The 19,870-nt window shown below is 62.4% G+C and carries 17 protein-coding genes; 6 read left to right on the forward strand and 11 right to left on the reverse strand.

The window, feature by feature from the left end; all coding sequences use genetic code 11:
* Positions 1-513 precede the first annotated feature (513 nt).
* A complete protein-coding gene (locus tag ABID58_RS26455) occupies positions 514-1,662 on the forward strand; it encodes a hypothetical protein (RefSeq protein WP_354035701.1) in 1,149 nt (382 codons plus the stop codon).
* A gap of 224 nt (positions 1,663-1,886) precedes the next feature.
* Here ABID58_RS26455 and ABID58_RS26460 read toward each other — a convergent pair whose 3' ends face one another.
* Complete coding sequence (locus ABID58_RS26460) at positions 1,887-2,198, reverse strand: ArsR/SmtB family transcription factor (protein ID WP_148749745.1); 312 nt, start codon at positions 2,196-2,198, stop codon at positions 1,887-1,889.
* A gap of 94 nt (positions 2,199-2,292) precedes the next feature.
* On the opposite strand from ABID58_RS26460, the gene ABID58_RS26465 reads away from it, so the two are divergent.
* Positions 2,293-3,045, forward strand: coding sequence for an SDR family NAD(P)-dependent oxidoreductase (locus tag ABID58_RS26465; RefSeq protein ID WP_354035703.1), 753 nt, complete (start codon positions 2,293-2,295; stop codon positions 3,043-3,045).
* Between the two features lie 150 nt (positions 3,046-3,195).
* Here ABID58_RS26465 and ABID58_RS26470 read toward each other — a convergent pair whose 3' ends face one another.
* Positions 3,196-3,864 carry a hypothetical protein gene (locus ABID58_RS26470; protein WP_354035705.1) on the reverse strand — a complete coding sequence of 223 codons (669 nt, stop codon included), beginning with the start codon at positions 3,862-3,864 and terminating at the stop codon, positions 3,196-3,198.
* A 126-nt stretch (positions 3,865-3,990) separates the two neighbouring features.
* Here ABID58_RS26470 and ABID58_RS26475 point away from each other — a divergent pair, with 126 nt between their 5' ends.
* Positions 3,991-4,554, forward strand: a complete 564-nt coding sequence (locus tag ABID58_RS26475; RefSeq protein WP_354035706.1) for a nucleoside 2-deoxyribosyltransferase — start codon at positions 3,991-3,993, stop codon at positions 4,552-4,554.
* An 88-nt stretch (positions 4,555-4,642) separates the two neighbouring features.
* Here ABID58_RS26475 and ABID58_RS26480 read toward each other — a convergent pair whose 3' ends face one another.
* The 5 genes from ABID58_RS26480 to ABID58_RS26500 form a co-directional block, all read right to left on the reverse strand.
* Entirely contained in the window at positions 4,643-5,680 is a 1,038-nt protein-coding gene (locus tag ABID58_RS26480; protein ID WP_354035708.1) for a thermonuclease family protein, read from the reverse strand.
* Between the two features lie 212 nt (positions 5,681-5,892).
* Entirely contained in the window at positions 5,893-6,447 is a 555-nt protein-coding gene (locus ABID58_RS26485) for a hypothetical protein (protein ID WP_246229689.1), read from the reverse strand.
* Between the two features lie 11 nt (positions 6,448-6,458).
* The gene (locus ABID58_RS26490; RefSeq protein ID WP_354035710.1) at positions 6,459-6,668 is read right to left on the reverse strand and encodes a hypothetical protein; all 210 of its coding nucleotides are present in this window, start codon (positions 6,666-6,668) and stop codon (positions 6,459-6,461) included.
* A gap of 126 nt (positions 6,669-6,794) precedes the next feature.
* Complete coding sequence (locus ABID58_RS26495; RefSeq protein WP_430640159.1) at positions 6,795-8,180, reverse strand: MATE family efflux transporter; 1,386 nt, start codon at positions 8,178-8,180, stop codon at positions 6,795-6,797.
* Between the two features lie 38 nt (positions 8,181-8,218).
* Positions 8,219-8,719 (reverse strand): hypothetical protein, encoded by a 501-nt coding sequence (locus tag ABID58_RS26500; protein ID WP_148749752.1) that lies wholly within the window; start codon positions 8,717-8,719, stop codon positions 8,219-8,221.
* A gap of 306 nt (positions 8,720-9,025) precedes the next feature.
* On the opposite strand from ABID58_RS26500, the gene ABID58_RS26505 reads away from it, so the two are divergent.
* From ABID58_RS26505 to ABID58_RS26515, 3 genes are all read left to right on the forward strand, one after another.
* The gene (locus ABID58_RS26505) at positions 9,026-12,073 is read left to right on the forward strand and encodes an ATP-binding protein (protein ID WP_354035712.1); all 3,048 of its coding nucleotides are present in this window, start codon (positions 9,026-9,028) and stop codon (positions 12,071-12,073) included.
* A gap of 271 nt (positions 12,074-12,344) precedes the next feature.
* A complete protein-coding gene (locus ABID58_RS26510) occupies positions 12,345-13,547 on the forward strand; it encodes an OpgC domain-containing protein (protein WP_354035714.1) in 1,203 nt (400 codons plus the stop codon).
* 12 nt (positions 13,548-13,559) lie between these two features.
* The gene (locus ABID58_RS26515) at positions 13,560-14,048 is read left to right on the forward strand and encodes a DUF2059 domain-containing protein (RefSeq protein WP_354035716.1); all 489 of its coding nucleotides are present in this window, start codon (positions 13,560-13,562) and stop codon (positions 14,046-14,048) included.
* Positions 14,049-14,054: 6 nt separating this feature from the next.
* On the opposite strand, the gene ABID58_RS26520 is transcribed toward ABID58_RS26515, so the two are convergent.
* The 4 genes from ABID58_RS26520 to ABID58_RS26535 all read right to left on the reverse strand — a co-directional run bounded on the left by ABID58_RS26520 (position 14,055) and on the right by ABID58_RS26535 (position 19,861).
* The gene (locus ABID58_RS26520) at positions 14,055-15,551 is read right to left on the reverse strand and encodes a sugar ABC transporter ATP-binding protein (protein WP_148749756.1); all 1,497 of its coding nucleotides are present in this window, start codon (positions 15,549-15,551) and stop codon (positions 14,055-14,057) included.
* Positions 15,548-16,645: an SMP-30/gluconolactonase/LRE family protein gene (locus tag ABID58_RS26525; RefSeq protein ID WP_354035718.1), complete on the reverse strand. Its 1,098-nt coding sequence runs from the start codon at positions 16,643-16,645 to the stop codon at positions 15,548-15,550. Before ABID58_RS26525 ends, ABID58_RS26520 begins: the two co-directional genes overlap by 4 nt.
* Positions 16,642-18,765, reverse strand: coding sequence for an ABC transporter permease (locus ABID58_RS26530; RefSeq protein ID WP_354035720.1), 2,124 nt, complete (start codon positions 18,763-18,765; stop codon positions 16,642-16,644). The genes ABID58_RS26525 and ABID58_RS26530 overlap by 4 nt, the downstream gene beginning before the upstream one ends.
* 79 nt (positions 18,766-18,844) lie before the next feature.
* Positions 18,845-19,861 carry a sugar ABC transporter substrate-binding protein gene (locus tag ABID58_RS26535; protein WP_354035722.1) on the reverse strand — a complete coding sequence of 339 codons (1,017 nt, stop codon included), beginning with the start codon at positions 19,859-19,861 and terminating at the stop codon, positions 18,845-18,847.
* Positions 19,862-19,870 lie beyond the last annotated feature (9 nt).

Consider the following 19,870-nt stretch of genomic DNA (forward strand, 5'->3'; position numbering starts at 1 on the left):
TCCTCGTGGCCCAAAAGTGATTCGATCACTTCGAACTCACTTTAGCTCCACCGCCTTCTTGGTCGCGAAGGCCGGCTAGATGATCTTCAGTGCACCTAATATTTTTTCCGGCAATTACGGTGACAGTGCACTTAATATTTTTTCCGGATTAACTGCACTGTCGCCGTAACCCCCGGATTAAATGCACTGTCACCGTAACCCCGTAACCAGAAGTTTTCGGTTGTTACCCTATCGTAGCTGTCTATTGCGCTATTTGCGGCCGTGGGTGTAAAATCTCTCTATGCACACCGCGCTTTGGACGATTGTTGGAATTCTCATTGTGGGGGGCGCCCTTCTTCTGCTGTTAAGGGTCTTTTTGGATCGATACCTCCCGCCCAATGATGATAGCTAATGCGGGCGACGCTCCTCGTCGCGACCGCCGTTGCGACATGCATATCCCTTTACTGCGTAGGCGCCACATTCGGATATTTCCACCAACCTATTCCGGGTATTGAGGTCTCGCCTAAGGCCAGCTTGCTGGCTTTCATCGCAGCGCCGTCTTTCGCAGTCTTTGCCACTTATATCCTGCGACGTGCACCGTTCTCGTTCGGCTACGTGTGTTCGATCTATTTCCTTTGCATCGTCGTCGGGTATCTATGGATTAACCCATTCTCAAGGCTACCATACGACCACCAGGCAGCACTTGTTTCCGCCTTCTTGTCCGGCGCCGCTCTTCTTGTTGTGTTGGTGACATCGAGCCGCCTGCGCTTGGCTCGCTTTCAGCTTCGCCCGTCGTTCACAGAGCTTCTTCCCTATGCGCTCCTTGTGATTGGAGCCGTCACGGTTGGGGCCGCGCTACGTTATAACTTTCATCTAGTTGGCTTGGCGGATATCTATCAGTTCCGCGATAGCATCGATTTCCCAATGCCGCTCAGGTACGCAAACGGGATTGTGCAATCGACCCTTCTGCCGTTCGCATTCGCTTGCTTTGTAGAGCGCCGCCGGGCTTTACCATCAATCGCAGCACTCGTCCTGATGGCGGCGTTCTATCCGGCAACCCTTTCCAAATTTGCAGCCTTCGCGCCGTTCTGGTTGCTGTTTTTGCTAGCACTTCAGCGATTTTCAAAGCCAGAGAACGCGGTCATACTTTCAGTCCTTCTGCCGCTCGTTGTCGGTCTGGCAAGCCTAGCGGTCGAATCGGGCCTGCACCACGGAGTTTATCGCGTCTTCGGGCTGATCAATTTCCGGATGTTCGGCGTCACCTCGATCTCAATGGAGGTCTACAACGCCTTCTTCTACAGCCACGCTCCGACGCATTTTTGTCAGATCGGCTTTGTCCGGTCTCTCATCGGCTGCCCCTACGATCCGCAGCTCGGCGTCGAGCTTGCAAGGGCGTACGAACTCGGAAACTTCAATGCCTCTCTCCTATCAACCGAAGGGATTGCATCGGTCGGCACGGAATGGGCGCCCCTCACCGTACTAGCATCCGGCGCTATCCTCGCATTCGGGAGCGCGATGGCGTCGCATCTGCCGGCGCGGTTCGTTCTTCTCTCTTCCGGCATTGTGGTTCAGCAAATCATAAACGTGCCACTATCAACGGCGCTGCTCTCTCACGGCGCCGCATTGCTGTTCCTGCTCTGGTGGTTGACGCCCAAAATGGTCCCGCTAGACAATCCGCAGTAGCCTATTTGCGATGATCGTAGGCTGCGCTAGGGAAACTGGCGTGCTCGGAGTTACCGTGGTTACGTGGTTACGGTGACAGTGCACTCAATACGCCGTCAAATTTCGGTGACAGTGCACTTAACTCTCGTGCCGGATTAGGTGCGCCGTAATCTGCCACCGCAATCGAGCCGCGTGGAAACGTCAGCGACGCTCTCCCGCAAATCTGCTGACGTGAGCGAATGTCCTCAGTCCGGAAAGCTCAAGATCATTTTGAGCAGTTTGGGAAACCGCGCATTGATGTCCTCTTCGCGCAAAACGTTGCGGTGCTGGACGCCTTGCTTCGAGGTCCGGATCAGGCCAGCCTCCCGCAGGATCCGGAAATGGTGCGACAGCGTCGACTTCGCCATGTCAGGGCAAGGCGCCGCCTCGGTGCACGACATGCAATCGTTTTGCGCGGCAAGGCTTTTGACGATGCGCAGCCGCATCGGATCCGCGAGGGCTCCAAGCACCCCGGCCAAGGTAATCTCGTCCCGCGATGGGTGAACGAACTGCGCCATGCCTAAAATATAGCGCCTCCCTTGAACTCATTCAATAGTTCACTAGTATTGAACTATTGAATGTCGGCTGACGGCCGGATCGAGGAGAACTGCGATGACCAAGAGACTTGAAGGAAAAGTTGCGCTCGTGACCGGCGCATCCAAAGGCATCGGTGCCGAAATCGCCGCCCGGCTCGCGGCGGAGGGGGCCGCGGTCGCTGTCAATTACAGCGCCAGCAAACAGGGCGCCGACCGCGTGGTTGCCGCCATCGCCGCCAAGGGTGGTAAAGCCGTCGCCGTCCAGGGCAATTTGGCCGACGCCAACGCCGTGAAAAGCGTGGTCGCGGAGACGGTGAAGGCGTTCGGTGCGATCGACATCCTCGTCAACAACGCGGGCATTTACGAATTCGCCCCGCTCGAGGCCATCACGCCTGAGCATTTCCACAAGCAATTCGACCTCAATGTGCTCGGCCTGCTGCTGGTCTCGGCTGAAGCGGCCAGGCATTTCAACGCCAATGGCGGAAGTATCATCAACATCAGTTCGGGCGCGTCGACGATCGCGCCGGCGAATACGGCCGTTTACACGGCGACCAAGGCCTCGGTGGATGCGATCTCGTCCGTGCTGGCCAAGGAACTTGCGCCGCGCAAGATCCGCGTCAACGCCGTCAATCCGGGCATGATCGCCACCGAAGGCGTGGTCTCCGCCGGCCTGCACGAGGGCGACATGCGCAACTGGATCGAATCCACCACGCCGCTTGGCCGCATCGGCAAGGTTGAGGAGATCGCCGCCGCGGTGGCCTTCTTCGCTTCGGACGACGCGTCCTACGTCACGGGCGAGACCCTTCACGTCACCGGCGGCCTTCGCTGACGCGCAAGGTGCTTTGGCGGTCCGACGTCGCTGAAGGCCAGGTTCGGACGTCACAGCTTCCGATGAGAAAATGGCCCGCTTCGCGCGGGCCATTTTTGTCTGGTGCGACTGCTAACTGGTGCCAACAGCGCGTCCTGCTGTCCCGCAGGATCAAGGAAACAGGAATTCCCGGCCCTGAATGTAGTCCACCGTGGTGCGTATCAGCGCAAAGGCGAACACTGCAGCCGCGAGCGCTCCCTCGGACAGGCCGGTGGCGAGAGGACACAGGGCAGCGCCGAGGCAGATGAGGCCTAGCCCCAAGTTTATCACGGTCCACGTCACATACGCGCTCAGCTTGGCGCCGCCCAGTCCCAGAGAGTGACTCTTGATTCCATCGAAAATCAGCACGCAGACATCGAACACAAGCATTGATCCCATCCACAGATAGAAATTGTCCGGGGATGTTTGAGCGGTCGGATTCGGCGGCTTAACGTCGTGCGGAATGGGCACCGACTGAGCTATTTTGACGAAAAAGATCGCCGTAATGAGCAACATGTAGATGTCCCACACGTAGGCGGCGTGTCCCCAAAATCCCGCCGGTCGGCGATGCAGGTATTTGATGTCGAGCGAGCGATCTCCGCCGTGAAAGATCGGGACAGCCGTCACGAAGAAGGCGCCGAACAGCCAGAACGAGGTGTCCAGCGGAAAGCTGATGAATTTTCCAGGAAACAGATTGCTGCAGGCGACCGTGATCGAAACGCCGACGATAATCTGATAAGCGCGTTTGAAGTGATCGACCAGGCGGCTACGCTCTTGCGCTGCTACGGCTTCGTCAGTCATTCCGGTCTCCATTTCGGTGATGCGATGCGCGGTGGCCGATTCGTGCTGTGTTCAATTTTGTGTTTCTTGACGAGGCAACCAAGCGTATCGTCGTTGCAGTCAATCAGCTCGATGAATCGATTCTCCATGCCGAAAGTCTATCTAGCCGGTCCAGATGTCTTCTTGCCCGACGCCATCGAGATTGGCCGGCAAAAGAAGCTGCTATGCTCCAGATACGGGTTAGAGGGTCTATTTCCTTTCGATAATGAAATTACGACGAACGAGAGTGGGCAGCGCGTCGATCGTCTCATCTACCGTGCGAACGAAGCGATGATGCAGAACGCTGATCTGGGCATCTTCAATCTGACCCCCTTCCGAGGACCGAGTGCCGATGCTGGAACTGTCTTCGAACTCGGTCTGATGGTCGGCCTCGGCAAGCGCGTGTTCGGTTACACGAATGATGCCTCGGACTATGCTCATCGCGTGTCGACGTCGGCCGCAACCGGCCTACAGACGCGTCCATTGCAGGATGCCCATGGCATGACGGTCGAGAATTTCGGTAACTCCGACAATCTCATGATCGAATGGTCCGTGGTCGAGCATGGCGGCTTTCCCATTGTTCGGAATCCGGTGAAAGCGTCCAATCCCTTCGACGATCTCTCGGGATTCGAGAGATGCGTGCGTCTGGCGTCTGAAGCCCTTCTCAAATAGAAGTCTAATCATAGTACAACTACGGCGTTAGTGTGCCAATAGCGACGTAGAAAAATTTGCGGAGGGATTGGGAGGCAGTCGAGCCCCCTCAAAACCCCGCAATCACCTTCCCGTCCGCCCCAACCAGCGTCGACGGCGCTTCGCCGAACACCAACCCATCCGGCTGAAACTTGATCTTCGTCCCACCCTCGACGAAGTCGGCAAAATTGCGCGGCGTCGCCGAGTGCACCCCGTTCGCCAGGAAGTCGTCGATTGCGTAGCAGGTGTCCGGCTTGCCGCCGGAGCCTTCGGCCAGAAATTTCTGGAAGTTCTGGCTCGTGATCTTGGCCCTCTTGCGCGCCACCCAGTTGGTCTGGCGGCGGTAGAGCTTTGGCAGCATCACCGGGCGCTTGTCGGTCGCGAGCACGTCGGTCTCGTTCTTTTTCGGCTCGCGCAGATCGAAGTCGAAGGCGGGAATGGTTTTGGCGAGGTTCTTCCAGACCGGCAGCTTCTTCGTGCGCGCGGTCTTGGCGAGCGCGAGGAAGGCCTTGATCTCGTCGTCGTTCATCGAAGAGTAGAACGTCGGATAGGCAAAGCCCTGCTCGACCAGCCAGTGGTTGATGTCGACCGTCTTGTTCGCGACCGTCACCTCGATGTCGCCGACCAGCCGTCCATAGGTGTCGAACACCTCGTTCGGCGCATCGACATGGGTGAACACCCGGCAGGCGAGCGTCGCCTCGCCGGTGTTGCTGAGGAAATCATGAAGCGCCTTCGTCGATGTCGCGCCGAGGAACTGCCGGTAGGAATGCGTGACCTCGTGATAGGCCTGCCGCTTGGCGTCGGTCAGGGCCTTCTTCTCGGCGGGCGAGAGCGGGGACGGCTGGTAGTGCAGTTCGGGCGCGTCGATGCCCTGCAGGCGGATGGTGAGCTTGCCGTTCTTGATCGGCGCCGTCGCGGTCCTGCCCTTGACCTTGGCATTGTCGAAGACGTGGGTCGGCTGGAACGGCGAAGAATCGTTCTTGCGGAAACGGATGGCATCGGGGGCGACGTTCACGACGACCTTCGTGGTGTCGGCGTCCGACCGCCCCTCCGGCCAGAACTGGCTGATTTCGATCGTGCCTTCGACCTCCAGCAATCCAACCGGCATCGGCGCTCCTCCTCATGAGCCCGCGGTCGCATGGCGACTCGCACGCAATGAGACGGAGCGGACCATCTTCATGCGACAGGCCCATGACGGGAGGAGGGACGGAGACACACCGCCGCAGGGCTGGTTTGCTGTGCTTCCAACCTACGCAACAAAAAGCGCGAGCCGGCAAAGTGCCGGCCCGCGCCGTTCAGATCAGATGATGCAGTTGCGATCTAGCCCAAGCTCAGCCTTTCGCCGGCTTCTACAGACCGAGTATCGTCAGTTCGAGCATCGTGCGCCGGCTTGTACGGACAGACCATCGTCAGGTGGAGCAGCGTGGGCGTCTTGCTGTCTCCCTCGTACTCCCATTCCAGCCGGATCTCATGCGTGTTCGCGCCCGGGTCGGTCGCCTCGTGCGTGATGATGTTGGTCTTCATCGGAATCGGCGGCTCCGAATTGAAGCATTTCCGGACGCAGGCATCGAGCAACGCGCATCGGGTCAGCGGAACGACATCGGGCTCGTCCCTGGATAGCGGGGTGGTGTTCGGCTGGGCCGCGAGATCGACGCGCACCCGCCCCTTCTCCTTGTGCCAGTACTTCGCGCTGCCCTGCGGCCACTTCGAGGCCGGCGTCAGAATCAGGTGGTACTGGCCGTATTCCAGAGTCGGCAGATCGATGTGGGCCGATGCCTTGAGCTTGGCCACACTCTTTTTCATGTTCGCCAGAGGGTAGTAATTGCTGTTCATCAGGTTTCTGAATGAAGCCGTGGTGTAAGGTCTTGAGCCCATCGCCTTTTCCCTCAATATGTCTTTAGTTTAGCCCCGCGAAACTTGCCGACGGGAACGAATGTCCGGCGGCCAACGATTTGAAGCTCAGCTTCGCACGGCGTTGGAACGATACCACCTGAGAGTGAATTGTCCAGAATCGTCTCGATGTCGATCTGGTTCGTGACCTTGAGGCTAGCACCGTTCTTCTTCATGTTCTCGAGAGGATCGTAGTTGCCGTGCATCAGGGCCCTTTTCGCGCTGGTCTTCGTAGATTCCAGCCGTCGTTGCTTCCCGGTCTGCTTGACCCGACGTATCGAGCGCATCGTTCGGAACGAATGTCGTCAATGAACGCAACCAAAAGAGATTTCCTAGGTTGCGCTGGACACCACCGGTTTCTTGCGTGGTCCCCAGCGCGTGAGCGCAACGGCGACGCCGGAGAGAATGCCGAGCGCGATCATTGACGTTGCGTTCAGCGCGAAGAAGCTCGTGGCTGCTGCCGACTGCGCCGCGAGCCACCAGCCGCCGGCGACGATGGTGATGAGCCGTGCCGTCTGTGCCAGCACCGGCCCCACCACATTGCCGGCGCCCTGCGAGGAAAAATACATGGCCGAGGCAAGTCCGCTGAAGGCGTAGAACGGCGCCACCATCGTCAGATATTGGCGGCTCGCGTCGCGTGCTCCGGCATCATCCGTGAACAGGCTGACCCAAGGACCGGGGACGGCCGCGATCGCGCTTGCGAGCGCGCCGATCGCGATGAGAGCCACGAGGCCCGTCGTCCAGGCGACACGACGGGCGCGCGCGATGCGCCCGGCCCCGATCGCCAGGCCGATCATGGGCACCGCGCCAACGGCGACGGAGAAGGCGATGGTCGCCAGCACGTATTCGAGGCGTGCGCCGATACCATAAGCCGCGAGGACCGTGGTGCCGAACACCGCCAGCATATGCGTGAAGATGAGGTTCGTCAGTGTATTTTGCAGCGGAGAGAAGCAGGCGACCACGCCGACTTTGAGGATGTCGGCAAACAACGCCCACTCCACGCGAAGCCCATGCAGCCGGGGAACGATGCGGCCCCGGCCGGAGAACAGATACCAGCTCATCACGGCGATATTGACCGAATAAGCGATCAACGATCCCGTCGCAACACCCGGCATTCCGAACTGCGGCACCGGGCCGAGACCAAGACCCAGCGTTCCGCCAAGGATGATCTGCAAGATCGCGGAATTGACGATCATCAGCGATGGCAATTTCATGTTGCCGGTGCCGCGTAGGACGCCGGCCAGAATATTGACCAGCCAAGTGAGCACGGCTCCGCCGAAGTACACCTGGCTGTAGGCGACTGCCTGCGCCAGCACGTCACCCCTGCCGCCGAGCAACTCCAGCAGTTGCCGGCCACCGATCAGCATGCCAAGCATGAAAACTAGGCCGAAGAAGACCGCAATCAGGAGCGCGTGCGTGGCGAGGCTCTCTGCCCGGTCGCGGTCACCGGCGCCGAGCGCGCGGGCAATGGCCGACGAGACGCCGCCGCCCATCGCCGCGCCGGACATGCTCATGGTCAGCATCACGCAGGGAAACACCAGCGCCATTGCCGCCAGCGCTTCGATCCCGAGTTTCCCAATGTAGGAGGTTTCCGCGATCGCAACCAAGGTGCCGGCCGAAAACGCGAACGCGTTCGGCCAGGCGAGCGAGAGCAGCGTGCGCAGGATCGGGCCATCGAGCAGGGGATTCGCAGCTGGGCGAGGGGGCGGCGACAACAGACCTTCCTTCTTGTCGACCTGTTGGCGCCGACCGGTGGTCAGGCCTTCGCCGGCTTGTGCGGACAGACCATCGTCAGGTTGAGCAGCGTGGGCGTCTTGCTGCTGTCCTCGTACTCCCACTCCAGCCTGATCTCGTGCCGGTCGGCGTTGCGGTCGGACGCCTCGTGCGTGATGATGTTGGTCTTCATCGGAATCGGCGGCTCCGAATTGAAGCATTTGCGGACGCAGGCATCGAGCAGCGCGACGCGGGTCAGCGGAACGACGTTGGGCTCGTCCTTGGACACCGGCGTGGTGTTCGGCTGGTTGGCGAGATCGACGCGGGCGCGGCCCTTCTCCTTGTGCCAGTGCTTTGCGCTTCCTTGCGGCCATTTGCTCTTTGGGACCAGGATCAAATGATACTGGCCGTATTCCAGGGTCGGCAGGTGAATGTTTTCTGACGCTTTGAGCTTTTTGACGCTCTTCTTCATGTTCTCCAAAGGAAAGTAATTCGCATTCATCAGGTCCTTAAATGGCCGGCCCGTATAAACTCGCATACCCATATGTTTGCCCCTCAATGAGTCCCTTGGCTTCCCCGGGAATATGCCGCTCTGCGAAACTTGCCGGCTGCGACGAGAGCCTGGCAGCCCACGATTCGCAGCCTCTTTTTTCCGCGCGACATTCGCGAGGCTACCACCAGAGACTGTGAATCGTCCAGATCACCAACCGCTTTGGCAGCACTCCGCCGGGGATGGATCGTCTGCCCTGCTAGTAGGCGTTGCTAAGCAAGGTTCGATAAGCGATCTTGGCGCGATCCGCGCGCGGGGGCCCGATCGACAGTGCCTTTGGAATCACTTGAGAGCACGGGAATGCATTGCGCTGCATGTCGGTCGCCGATCGACCCAGGCGGGAGCCGGTGCCCCAAATGCGGCGCGGCCGTCCGGCGGTCGGATCCCGACAGCGAACGGCGGTTCGTCACGATTCTTCGTGCTGACGTCATCGACTCCACGGGTCTTGTTGCTGAATTGGATCCGGAGGCGGCGGTCTCGCGCCTGGAGCCGGCGCTGGCCGCCATGCGCGGCGCGGTCCGGCAGTTCGGCGGCATCGTCAGCAAGGAGCTGGGCGACGGGCTTGCCGCGGTGTTCGGTGCCCCGATCGCGGACGACAACCATGCGCCGCTGGCGTGCCATGCCGCGATCGAGCTGGTCCGGCGCGTCGCCAGCCTCGGTGATCCCGCCCTTCAGGTTCGGGTCGGCCTGCACTCCGGCCACGTCGTTGCCTACATGGTCGCCAGCGAATTCTCCAAGGTCTACGAGATCGGCGGCGCCGCTCAGCATCTGGCCGCGCGGCTGGAGCAGGAGGCAGAGGCGAACCAGATCTACGTTTCGGAAGCCTGCCAGAATCTCGCCGACGGGCATGTCCGGTTCGAATCTCTCGGCGGCAAATCGCTGCGCGGCTTCAGCCAGCCCGTGCCGGTCTACCGGATCGTCAGTGCCAGCGATCTCTCGAGCTGGCGGGTCCGGCGCGCCCGCAGCGTCTCCCGATTTGTCGATCGTACCACGGAGCGGGCCCTGCTGGACCGCGCGGCCGGGCAGGCCAGGGCCGGCCGGCAGACAGTCCTGCTGCTCGGCGATGCCGGCATCGGCAAATCCCGGCTGGCGCACGAGTTCGCCCAGAAGCTCAGGGGAGAGGGCTGGCGGCTGATCGACGCCGAGTGCAGCCCGAATCTCCAGGGAGCTCCATTCAGCACGCTCAAGCGAATCCTGCTGTCGGCCATCGACGCAGCCGCAAGGGACCCCGGCAATCCCGGCGATCCCCTGAAGGACTTGCCTGCGATCCAGCAGAGTGCCCTCGACGCGGTGCTCGATGTAGCGATCGCGAACCCGCAATGGGACGAGCTCGAGCCTCACGCCCGCGGACGCGTGATCTCCGATGCGAGCTGCGCCGTCATCCAGAGCCTGGCCGGTCGCCAGCCGACGATCCTGCTTTTGGAGGATCTGCACTGGATCGACCGGGCCAGCGACGTCGTCGTCGCCGCCATTGCCTCGCTGGCGGTGCCCGATCTCCTGGTGCTGCTCACCTCCCGCCCGAACGGCATGCCGGTCTGGATCGCGCGCTGCCATGCCGAGATCGTCGCGATGCGGCCGCTCGACGACGATTCGGGGCTGGAGATGCTGTCCGACATGCTCGGATCGTCCGAGACCAACGCCGATCTGAAGAGCCGGATCATCTCCCATACGGCCAACGTGCCCCTGTTCATCGAGGAGGTCTGCCGCGGTCTGAAGGACAGCGGCACCTTGCGCGGCGAGTGGGGCGACCTCGCTCTGGTGCGCCCGATCGACGAGCTCGGTATTCCCACCAGCATTCAGGGCGTGATCGCGGCACGCCTCGACCGCGTGTCGAAGCAGGAACGGTCCGTCTTGCAGGTCGCGGCGGCGCTGGGGGCGCGGTCGAGCGAGGCCACGCTGCGGAAGATTGCGATCCTGCCCGAAGATGCCCTGCGCGGCTGCCTCGTCTCGCTAGATCGCACCGAGCTGCTGGTTCGGATCGACAGCGAATTGGAGGATTCGCTGGAGTTCCGCCACGAGATGGTTCGCCAGGTCACCTACGATTCGATGGTCGACAAGGTGCGCGAGGACATCCACGCCCGCATTCTGGCTGCACTGGAAGGCAGCGGGGCTGAGGATTCCGACAAGCTCTGCTATCACGCCACGCGGGCCAAGGATTGGGACAAAGCTTTCCACTACGGCCTGGCCTCCGCGCAGAAATGTCTGGCGCGGTCCGCGTTTACCGACGCCGCGGACTATTTCGAGACCGCGATGCGATCGCTGGACATGACCCCGGAAAATCCCGCGCGGGAAGCCAAGGCCGTGGACATCCGCATCGAAGCGCGCGCGGCGTTCATCGGGTCCGGCCATGTTTCCGAATGGCTGAACCTCGGCAAGGAAGCCGAGCGTCGCGCCGATGCAATCAACGACATCGGGCGGAAGGTGGCGGCCATGACGGTCATGGCGGCGGCGCAGAATTTCTATGGCACGCCGGCCGAAGCGATCAGGCTCAACGAGGAAGTCGTGAGCCTCGCAGAGCGTTCGGACAGCTCCGGCTGGCTCAACGCCGCGCAATACGGTCTCGGTCAGGTTTACTTCCTCGCCGGCCGCTATCGCGAGGCGGACGGTTTGTTCGCACGAGCCCGCGCCCAATTGATGGGGCCGGAGGCGAGTGCGCCCTTCGGGACGACAGCGAAATACGCGTTGCTGCTTTGCTGCATGATGGGCAGCATCAACCACACCGTCATGGACGAGATTGATGCCGCGGAACGGCTTCAGCGACACGCCGACGCGATCGCGGAGGAAACCAGCCGCCCCTATGACCGCGTTGCCGCCGCCTATAGCGGCGGCTGGCTGATGCTTGGCCGGGGCGATCCGGCAGCGGCCGCGTCCATTCTCGAAGGCGGTTTTGTGCTGGCGCAAAAACACGGCATCCGGCTGTTCGTGCCGGTGCTCGCCTGCCATCTCGGCATCGCCTATCTGGAGCAGGGGCTGTTCGACCGGGCGCGCGGCATGCTGGCCGAGGCGCGCGAAGAGGCCCGCACCGTCGGCTATACCTCGGCGGTGCTGCGCTCGTCGATCTACCTCGCCTTGGCGACCAACCAGCTCGGCGATGTCCAGGCGGCCCAGAACATGCTGCGCGAGGCGCGCAACACCGCGCGCCAGCAGGGCTTCTCCGGCCTCGAGGCCGAGGCCCTGTTCGGCGAGGCCGTGGTGACGCCGCCATCGAGCGCAGAGAGCCGGACCATCATCCTGGCGGCCTTGCGCGCAGCGATCGCCATCGCCTCCGAAAGCGGCGCGAAGCCACTGCAACAGAAGGCCGAGGCGATGTTGAACGGCATGGTTGCCGAGGGCGATCAGCTGACCTGATTCCGGGGCGCGCGACGCGTGGGGTTTTTGCCCGACGGGTCAGATAAGTTTCGCAGGCGATACAAGGACTTAGCTACTGTGCATGGGGTTGTTTTCGGCTTTATGGCCGGCGGCCGTGCGTCGCGATGACAAAGTCCCTTGCGCGGACGCCAAGGTCGGCTACCGTCGGGGTTCTGGTCACCAGGTCAGGTGACGATTTGATTGATCTATTTTAGCATCCGAATTCATCGGCGCCGCGACGGCGCGACGCCCACCGGACGAGGCGGGGGCCATGATCATGCGGGACCAGTCAGCACTGTTGGCGCCGGTCGAGCGCGACTTGCGGCTCGACCTCTTCCGCGGCATCGGCCTGTGGATGATCTTCCTCGATCACATCCCGCACGACGTCGTGGCCTGGCTGACGCTGCGCAATTACGGCTTCAGCGACGCCGCCGAGTTCTTCGTCTTCATCTCCGGCTATCTGGTCGGCTGGATCTACGGGCCGATCGTCGCCGGCGGCTGGTTCCTCGCCGCGCTGAAGCGGCTGTGGCGGCGGGCGGCGGAAATGTATGTCGCCCACATCATGCTGTTCCTGCTGTTCACGGCGCAGATCGCCCGCACCGCCCGCCGCTTCGACAATCCGATGTACGAGCACGAGTTCAACGTCTTCAATTTCCTGGCGCATCCGGACGAGCTGATCGGGCAGGCGATCCTCTTGAAATACAAGCCCGTCAATCTCGACGTGCTGCCGCTCTACATCACGCTGGTGTTCGCCGCGCCCTTCATCGTCTGGTGCCTGGTGCGCCGGCCGAGCCTGACGCTTGCGGCGTCCGTGGTGCTCTATGTGTTGTCGCGCTGGTTCGACTGGAACGTCGCCTCCTATCCGCCCGGCACGACCTGGTATTTCAATCCGTTCTGCTGGCAGCTGATGTTCGTGTTCGCCGCCTGGTGCGGCATCGGCCAGATCGACAAGATCGGCGAATGGGTGTGGTCGAGGACCGCGATGGCGCTGGCCGCGGCGTGGCTCGTCTTCGCCCTCCTGATCGTGATGACCTGGCACGTCCACGCGCTCGAGGCCATGATTCCGAAATGGATGATCAAGGCGATCTACCCGATCGACAAGACCGATCTCGACATGCTGCGCTTCACGCATTTCCTGGCGCTGGCGATCTGGGTGACGCATTTCGTCTCGCGCAAATGGAAGGCGCTGCACACGGCGTGGCTGCGTCCCGTCATTCTCTGCGGCCAGCATTCGCTGCCGATTTTCTGCCTCGGCGTCTTCCTGTCGTTCTCCGCACACTGGATCCTGACGCAATACACCAAGGGCGTCTGGGAGCAGCTCGCGGTCTCGCTCCTCGGCATCGTCATCATGATCGGCGCCGCCTGGCTGCTCGATCGCGCCGAGCGGGTGCCGAACCTGTTCGTGAAAGTGACCGACGTTGAGGAGCCCGAGACGGCCGTCGAGATCGCACCGGCCCCCAATGCGAGCCGCTGAGTGGAGAGATCCATGTCCAGACGTTGGTTGACGATCGCCGGCATTCTCCTGCTCCTCGCCGGCGGCGCATGGGCCGACACGCCGTCGCCCGAGGCGATGAATGCGGCGCGCAAGCTCGTGGTCACGCTGAAGATAGGAGATCAGTATCGCGCGCTGCTGCCGCAGCTTCTGCTCAAGCTGCGGCCGGTGGTGGCGCAGGACAGGCCGGAGATCGAGCGCGACTATGACGCGATGACGGCGCCGGGCGCGGAGATCTACGCCCCGTTCCTCGCCTCGATGATCGACCGGATCGCCGCCGTCTATGCCGCAAGCTTCACCCTGGACGAGCTGCACCAGATCGAGGCGTTCTACGCCCAGCCGGCCGGACAAAAGCTGCTGGCGGAATCCGATGCGCTGGCGCAGGCGAGTGCGCAGATCGGCCAGGACGTCAGCCAGAAGGCCGCCGACGAGTTGAAGCAGCGCCTGATCGAGGCGCTGCGTCAGAAGGGACACAAATTGTAGACGCGGTTAGTGAATAGCCGCGTACATGATCTTCTCCTCGGTCGCCTCAAGCGCCGAAAACTCCTCCACCACCTTGCCCTGGCGCGAGACCAGGATGCGGTCGGAGAGCGCCATGATCTCGGGCAAATAGGATGAGATCACCACGACCGCCTTGCCCTCGTCGGCGAGCCTGTTGATCAGCTCGTGGATCTCGACGATGGCGCCGACGTCGACGCCGCGGGTCGGCTCGTCGAAGATGATCAGGTCGGGCTCCTGCACCAGCGATTTGGCGATCACGACCTTCTGCTGATTGCCGCCGGACAGCTCGACCACCTTGCCGTCGTCGCCGATGGCGCGAACCCTGAGCTTCTCGATCCAGGTCTTACCGACCGCATCGTTTTCCCGCCGCGACAGCATCATGCGGCCTCGCGGAAACTTCGACAGCAGGCCGAGATAGATGTTGCGCGCGATCGAGGACGTCTCGAAGAAGCCCTCGACCTTTCGGTCCTCGGTGACATAGGCGATGCCGGCCTTGACCGCCGGCGCCGGCACCCGGTAGCGCACCGGCTGGTCGTGCAGCAGGATCTCGCCGCCGTGGAAGAAGTCGCGCTTGAGTACGCCCGCGACGATCTTGAACGTCTCGGTGCGGCCCGCGCCGACGAGGCCGAACACGCCGGTGATCTGGCCTGCAAATACCGATAGCGAGTTGTTCTTCACCATCGGCGCCATCTTCAAATTCTGCACAGTGAGCACGCGCGCGCCCGCCGGCCGCACGCTGCTTTTCCGCGCGCCATAGAGCGTGTTGGAGAGGTCGCGTCCGACCATGGCCTGCACGATCGCGGCGCGATCGAACTTGGCGACATCGTCGGTCACGACATGCTTGCCGTCGCGCAGCACCGTGATGCGGTCGGCGAGCAGCAGCGCTTCTTCCAGCGCGTGCGAGATGAAGACGATCGAGACGCCGCGCTTCTTGAGATCGCGGACCAGGTCGAAGAAGTATTTCTTCTCTTCCGGCGTCAGCGATGCGGTCGGCTCGTCGAAGATGATGACTTTGGCGCGGTGCAGGACCGCGCGCGCGATCTCGACCATCTGCTTCTTGGCTGCGCCGAGGCCGCCGACGGTTGCGGTCGGCGTGACGTCGAAATTGAGCGATTGCAAAAACTGCTGCGCGGCGATGTAGATGCCGCGCAAGCGGTTATAGAACTTCTCCTGCCCGAGAAACAGATTCTGCGCGACCGTCATGGTCGGCACCAGGCTGTTCTCCTGGAACACCATGGCGATGCCGAGATTGCGCGCCTCCAATGGCGTCTTCGGTGCGACATCGGCGCCGTCGATCGTCATGGTCCCCGAGGTCAGCATCACCACGCCCGCCATCACCTTGGTCAGGGTTGACTTGCCCGCGCCATTCTCGCCGACCAGCGCGTGGATCTCGCCGCGGCGGAGCTCGAAGTCGACCCCGTCGATGGCCGGCACGCCGGCGTAGAGTTTTGTCGCCTTGCGCAGCGAGAGTGCGATGTCGCTCATGGGCGAAACTCCTCGGCAAGGCCAGCAAGGGGCAGTCGCAGGACCCGGCCGGGCCCCTTGGCGATCAGGACGAGATCGTCGCCCATCTCGATGGCCGCGACGATGCCGTGGTTGATGCCGTCGACCCTGCTATGCAGCGAGTAGAGCGGCTGGCCGTCCGCATCGAGACGGATGACGAGGCCATAGGAGCGCGGCGGCGCCCATGGCTTGATCACGCCCATGGTTTTGATGTGCGCGCCTTGCATCGGCTCCTTGAATGAACGTCCGGAGCGCAGGCGCGGCGCAACCCAATAGGCCGGATCGATCTCGGCCATCATGCGGCGCCGGTAACTGGGTTCGCGCAACACGAACTCGACGAGCTGGGTCCGTGCGGTGAAGGCGGTGAGCCAATAGCCGCCGCCCGAGGCCTTCGACAGCCGCGACGGATAGACGGGGAGGTGAGCGAGCACGACCTTTGGCGATGCGCCTGGCGAGACGAGAACGAGGCGATGGCGCCAGCTCTCGCTGACCAGCATGGCGTTGCCGTGAGCGCAGGCGCCGAAGGCATAGCCGAACCCCTGCGCCAATCGTGTCACGGCCTTGCTGCCGGGATCGAGCTTGAACACGCGGCCGGTCCGATTGAGCTCCAGGAGGTCACGTGCCCAATCGTCGATGCCGCATGTCGTCGAGCCGTCCGTTGCAATGAGCGTGTCGTCGTCCGCGAGCGCCAGCGCATTGACGGCGTTGAACGCGGCATCGGTGAACGTCACGCTCGGTTGCTCGGCCGAGAGGCTTGCGTACACACGCACCTCGCGTCCCTCGAGTGCGACGGCAAGGCCGCCGCCAGGAAGTGCACAGAGCGCCGATATCGGCTGCTCGAAACTGCGCACCTCCGATGCCGTGCCGCCGTTCAGGCACATCAGCCGCTGGCCGTCGGCGATGAAGAGGTTGCTTCCGTCGGTGGCGAGATCCTCCGGCGCCTCGCATGTCAGCAAGGTCTCGGCCGATTCCAGCCTCTGGTTCGGCTTCAATGCGCCGTCGAAGGACGGCACTGTGATGGTGGCCTCGCCGCGCCCTAGAAAACGGTTGGCGAAGTCTCTGACGGCAGCGATCACGACTGCTTTCCCCACCGCTTGTCATACTGGACGAAGTTCGGATCGGCGTTTTCGAGCTTGTAGCGACCGATCCTGTTGTTGAGGATGCCGCCCAGATAGAGATAGCCGCGATGCTCGCGCATCGAGGTGATCATCGGATGGTTCTCGCCGTGCAGGTCCCAGAACGATTCGACGATCTTGCCCTGCTCGTTGAACTTGACCACGCAGCCGGTGTTGATGTTGGGGAACAGCCATTCGTCGACCGGTACGCGCTTGGCCATGCGACGGCGGAAGCCCGGCATCTTCCAGGCGAGGTCGAGCGAGGGGCTGCGCATGCCGACCAGCGCCAGCCAGTAATTGCCGTCGGAGGCGAGGTTGATGTTGTCGGGGTAACCCGGCAGATTGTCCATGACGATTTCGACCGCGCCCTTCTTGGGGCCCGCGAACCAATAACGCTTGATCGAGCAGCCAAACGTCTCGGCGAACAGGATCGACTGGCCGTCGCTGGCAACGCAGATGCCGTTGGGGAATTTGAGGCCGCGCAGCTCGGTGCGCGTGGTGCCGGTCTTGGTGTCGTAGGAGATGATGCGGCCGTTGCCGCGCGCTTCCAGGCCGTCGATCGGCCATTCGTCCATCTCGTAACGGACTGTCGCTTCCGAGAAGAAGATCAGGCCGTCGTCGGTGATGTCGAGGTCGTCGGCGAGCCGCAGCCGGCTATCGTCGTTGACCGAGCGCATGCTGCGGTTGGTCTCGTCGGTCGCCTTTTCCACGGTGCCGTCAGGCTTGATACGATAGAGCCCCATGCCGCCGATGCAGACATAGAGATTGTCCTCGCGGTCGAAGGCCATGCCGAGCGGCTGGCCGCCGATATGGGCGAACACCTCCATTGTCTGATAGTCGGGCGCGAGGAAGCGCATGATGTCGCCGTGGCGTGAGCCGGCATAGAGATTGTCGTGGCGATCGAGGATAACGTCTTCCGGCGCCTCGATGCGGCCGAGGCCGATCGCCTCGACGTCACGCAGCTTGTCGTTCTGCTCGAAGGGCCCGCCTTGCCCGATTTCGGTCGGTGGCGGCGGTGGCAGTTCGTGATAGGTCGGCGCGACATAGACCTTGCTGATGATGCGGGTCCGGTTCTTCTGCCAGCGGATGTCGACCATCGCGGCGACGAGCAGGATGCCGGCGAGCGCCATACGGTTGACGCCGCCGCGCGCGTTCATGGTCGTGAGACCGTTGGTGATCAGGAGCACGATCAGCACCCCGACTGCAGATTTTGCGACCGAGCCCTTGCCGCCGCCGAGCGTGATGCCGCCGAGCACGGTCGCGGTTAGCACGATCACCTCCGGGCCGACGCCGATGTCACCGCCGACCGTGCCGAGCCGGGAGGCGAAGAACAGCGCGCCAATGCTGGTCAGCACACCGCTTGCGACGTAGCAGAGCGCGATCGTCCGGCGAACCGAAATGCCTGAATTATACGCCGAACGGCGTGAGCCGCCGATCGCGGTGATGTGCCAGCCCGGCCGCAGCCGCGTCATGAAGATGTGGCCGAAGATCGCGATGACGATATAGGCCAGTGCGACGGTCGGAATACCGAAGACAGAACCGGCGCCGATGAAGTCCCAGGACGGGATGTCGGGGAAGGCCGAGGCGATCGCGTTGGAGTAGCGCTGGATCAGAAGATCGTAGGCCGAGCGATAGATGATCAGCGTGATCAGCGTGGTGATGAAAGCGCGTAGCCGCAGATACCCGACCAGGATGCCGTTGACGGCGCCGAGCGTCGCGCCGCAGAGCAGCGTCGCGACCACCACCGCCGGAACCGGCCAGCCCAGCACGTCGAGCAGATAGAGCGCGCAGAAATCGGTCAATGCGAAGATCGAGCCGACGGAAAGATCGATGCCGCCGACGATGACGACCAGCGCAAGCCCAAGCGCGATAAAGCCGATCTCTCCGGCCTGGCGCGCGGTGTCGGCGAGGCTCGCCGGCGACAGGAAGTTGTCGATGGACCGGCTGAACGCGAAGCCGACGATCAGGAGAAGGATGACCGGGATGGCTGTCTCGGTCCATCGCTTGGACAGGATTTCACCAAGCAGATGATCCGGCCAGTAGCGGTAACGCAGGCTCGTCAGGGTGTCGCGCATCGGCATTCCAGCGGGGCGTGGACAATGGTGGGAGCGAAGTCCCCGAGACAGGCATGGCCTCGGGGACTTCGAGCGTCGGAGCGGACTATTTCTTGAGATCGCTGAGATTCCAGCAGGCCGTCTGGCTGTCGGCGTTCTCCTTGGTGATCGGAATCAGCGTGGTGTATTCCGAGCCCTTGATCGAGCCGGGCTTCGCGCCCGATGACAGCAGCCATTTGATTGTGCCGGCCATCTGCGCCGCCTGGGTCGGCACGTCGTAGCTCATGTTGAGATCGAACGCGCCGGACTTGACCAGCTCGCAAGCGCCCTTGCGCTCGCCGCCGCCTGAGGTCGCGAGAAACACCTTGCCGGTGAGGCCCGCTTCCTTGACCGCGGCTGCGGTGCCGATGTCCATGCCGTCCCAGAAGCCGACGATGCCGCAGAGGTCGGGATTCTGCTTCAGCACCGTTTGCGTGATCGCCTTGGCCTTGGCGGCGTCCCAATCGGCGGCCTGGCTCGACACCACCTTGATCTCGGGATGCTTGGCCAGGACGTTCTCGACGCCTTTGAGAGTATAGGCGCTCGCGGCGGCCGACAGCGCGCCCTGGATGATCGCGATCTTGTTCGACTTGCCCTCGCAAGCCTTGACCACGCCTTCAGTCTGGCGTTCGCCGATCTCGACCCAGTTGGCGCCGACGAACGCCGAGCTCCGATAGGCCGAGCCCATGTTGATCTGGATGACGTAGATGCCTTCATTCTCGGCGCGCTGCAGCAGCTTGGCGTAGGTCTGCACGTCCGGATTATGCACCACCATCACCGCCGGCTTTTCGGAGATCAGCGACGTGACGGCTTGCGCGCCGGCATTGGTGTTCCAGTTAGCGTCGCGGATCACGAACTTGACGCCGAACGGCTCAAGCTCCTTTTTCAGTCCGGCATACCAGCCCTCGGTGAGGTCGAAGTTCATCGCCACCGGCACATAGGCCACGGTCTTGCCGGCGAGCGCTTCCTTGAATGGCTTCTGGAACGGCTCGTCCAGGCCCTGCTGGGCGAGAGCCGGCCCAGTCAGTGCCGAGAGAGCCAGTGCGGCGAGGGTTGCTTTTGTCGGATTGCCAGGATGTTTCATTGCTTCCTC

The organism is Bradyrhizobium sp. S3.2.6 (genome assembly GCF_040546885.1).
Lineage (GTDB): Bacteria > Pseudomonadota > Alphaproteobacteria > Rhizobiales > Xanthobacteraceae > Bradyrhizobium > Bradyrhizobium cytisi.